The 2,943-nt window shown below is 75.1% G+C and carries 2 protein-coding genes; both read left to right on the forward strand.

What is annotated here, in order from left to right; genetic code table 11:
- On the forward strand, positions 1 to 1,758 hold a 1,758-nt coding region (locus ACWD1Z_RS36945), incomplete at its 5' end, for an ABC transporter permease subunit (protein WP_451125229.1).
- A partial coding sequence (locus tag ACWD1Z_RS36950; protein WP_451125231.1) for an MDR family MFS transporter occupies positions 1,755 to 2,943 on the forward strand: 1,189 nt, incomplete at its 3' end. The genes ACWD1Z_RS36945 and ACWD1Z_RS36950, both read left to right, overlap by 4 nt.

Below are 2,943 nucleotides of genomic sequence, written 5' to 3' on the forward strand. Positions count from 1 at the left end.
CGCACCGACCCGGCGCTGACCGTGCTCAAGGCCCGCTCGGCGGAACGCGACCCCACCTCGGAGACGCTGCGGGCCATCCGGGACGAACTCGGCCTGGACGACGGCCCGTTGGCACTGCTCGGCCGCTGGCTGGGCGGTCTGCTGCGCGGGGACGCGGGCCGGTCCTGGGTGTCGGACACCGAGGTGCTGCCCGCCGCCACGCAGGCCCTCGGCGCCTCCCTGCTGCTGATGGCGGGGGCCGTCGTCATCGCCCTGCTCACGGTCGCGGCGGTGTGCGCCCGCACCCTGTGGCTCGGCTCGCGGCGCCGCCTCGGCACCCGCGGCCCCGGCGGTACGGGATCGGCGGTGCTGGCCGCGCTCCCGGAGTTCCTCGTCGCCTCCGTGCTGGCCTCGGTCGTCGGCGTACAGCTGGGCTGGCTGCCCGCCCTCGGCTGGTACGGCCCCCAGTGGATGATCCTGCCCTCACTCGCCCTCGGCCTGCCCGCCGGAGCCGTCCTCGGGCGCATGCTGGACGACCTGCTGCCCGCGGCGTTCGCCGAACCGTGGGCGCTGGCCGCCGCCGCGCGCGGCATACCGCCGGGTTCCGTCGCGCGGCAGGCACTGCGCCGCTGTGTGCCGGGACTGCTGCCCAACGCGGGACTGTTCGTGGTCGGCCTGACCGGCGGCTCGGTCGCCGTCGAGCAGATCTTCGACATCCCGGGACTCGGCCGGCTCACCCTGCGTGCGGCGCTCGCCCAGGACCTGCCCGTCCTGCAGGCCGGCACACTCGCGCTCGTCGCGCTCGCGGCAGCGGCGGCGGTGCTGGCCCGGCTCGGCGTGCGACGGCTGATCGGACCGGCACTGCGCGACGGCGCCCTGCACTCCCTGCACCGGCCCGCCCCGCCCGCCCCACGCGTCATCCCTGTCGTCTACGCACTGCTGCTCGTCGGCGTCATCGGCCTCGGCCTGCCCCGCGACCCGCTCGCCCTGGACACGACCGCCAAACTCCAATCCCCCTCCCCCACACACCCCTTCGGCACCGACGCGCTCGGCCGTGACGTCCTCGCCCGCGTCGCGCACGGCGCACTCGACACCCTCGGCACCGCCCTCGCGGTCACCGCCGCGGCCCTGCTGACCGGCATGCTCCTGGGCCTGCTGCCCCGCCTGTCCGGCCCCCTGGTCGACACCGTCAACGCCGTACCACCAGTGCTCGCCGCCCTCCTCGTCACCGGCATCGCGGGCAGCGGCCCCTGGACACCCGCCCTCGCCATCGCCGTCGTCGCCTGGTCCCCGCTGGCCACCCACATCTCCGCCCTCCTGCGACAGGAGCGCGCCACCCTCCACCTGACCGCGACCCGCGCTCTCGGCGCCGACCGCTGGTACCTGCTCCGGCACGAACTGCTCCCCGCCGTCCTGCCACCCGTCGTCCGCCACGCCCTGCTCCGGCTGCCCGGCATCGCCCTGAGCCTCGCCGCCCTCGGCTTCCTCGGCCTCGGCTCCCAGCCGCCCTCCCCCGAGTGGGGCCTGCTGCTCGCCGAGAACCAGCCGTACGCCGAACGCGCCCCCTGGGCCGTCCTCGCCCCCGCCGCCGTCCTCGCCCTCCTCGGCGCGCTCGCCGTGACCGCTGCGGGCGGGGTCCGTCTGCCCCGGCACAAACCCCCTCGCCCGCCGCGCTCCCGGCCTGACCCTCCCGCCCCTTCGGTGACGTCGAGCACGCGGCCTCCGCGCGCCGACACCCCCCTCATCGCCGTATCCGCCTCCCCCACAGAAACTCCATGACCAGCCTGCTCCCCCGCATACACCCCCGCCGTCCGGCCGCGAAGTCCCCGCGCGAGCGGACCTGGAAGCACCTCTCCCCGCTGCTGCGGCTGCTGATCCTGACCCAACTCGCCTTCAACGTCGGCTTTTACGCCGTCCTGCCGTTCCTCGCCGCCCACCTCGGCAGCGCCATCGGCATGGCGGGCTGGATGGTCGGCTTCGTCCTCGGCCTGCGCACCTTCAGCCAGCAGGGCCTGTTCGTGGTCGGCGGCTGGCTCGTCGACCGCTACGGCGTACGCCCGGTCGTCCTCGCCGGGTGCCTGCTGCGCATCGCCGGGTTCGCCTGGCTCGGATACGCGCAGCAGACCTGGGCGGTGATCGCAGCGGTCCTGCTGATCGGGTTCGCCGCCGCGCTGTTCTCCCCGGCCGTGGAGTCGGAGGTCGCCCGGCAGGCCGTGGGGTGGGAGGCGGAGGGCCACGGCCCGCGTACCCGCGTGCTAGCCCTGTTCTCCGCCGCCGGACAGGCGGGAGCCTTCGTCGGACCGCTGCTCGGCGCCCTGCTCCTCGCCGTGGACTTCCGTACCGCCTGCCTCGCCGGGGCCGCCGTCTTCGTACTCGTCCTCACCGGGCACATGCGGCTGATGCCGCAGCACATACCCGGCCGGACCCGCACCCCGGAGCGGGGCGGGCTGCGCACACTTCTGCGCAACCGCCGCTTCCTCGCCCTGTGTTGCGCCTACGGCACCTACCTGCTCGCCTACAACCAGCTCTATCTCGCCCTGCCCGACGAGGTGCAGCGTGCGACGGGCTCCCAGTCGGCCCTGTCCTGGCTGTTCGCCCTCTCCTCCCTCCTGGTCGTCTTCACCCAACTCCCCCTCACCCGCTGGGCCGGTGACCGGCTCGACCTGCGCCGCTCCATGACGGCCGGCCTCCTTCTCGTCGCCGCGGGATTCGCGGTCGTCGCCGCCGCACGCCCCGCCGACTGGACGGGCATCGCCGGGCTGCTGCCCGCCGCCGGGTACGTCGTCCTGCTCACCCTCGGCCAGATGCTGATCGTCCCAGCCGCCCGCGCCTGGGTCCCCGACCTCGCCGAGGACGGACGCCTCGGCCTCTACACCGGCGCGCTGTCCTCCATCTCCGGCCTGATCGTCCTCATCGGCAGTTCCGCCACCGGATCCCTCCTGGACCTCGGCCTCCCGGCCGCGG

The sequence above is a fragment of the Streptomyces sp. NPDC002784 genome (assembly GCF_053592135.1).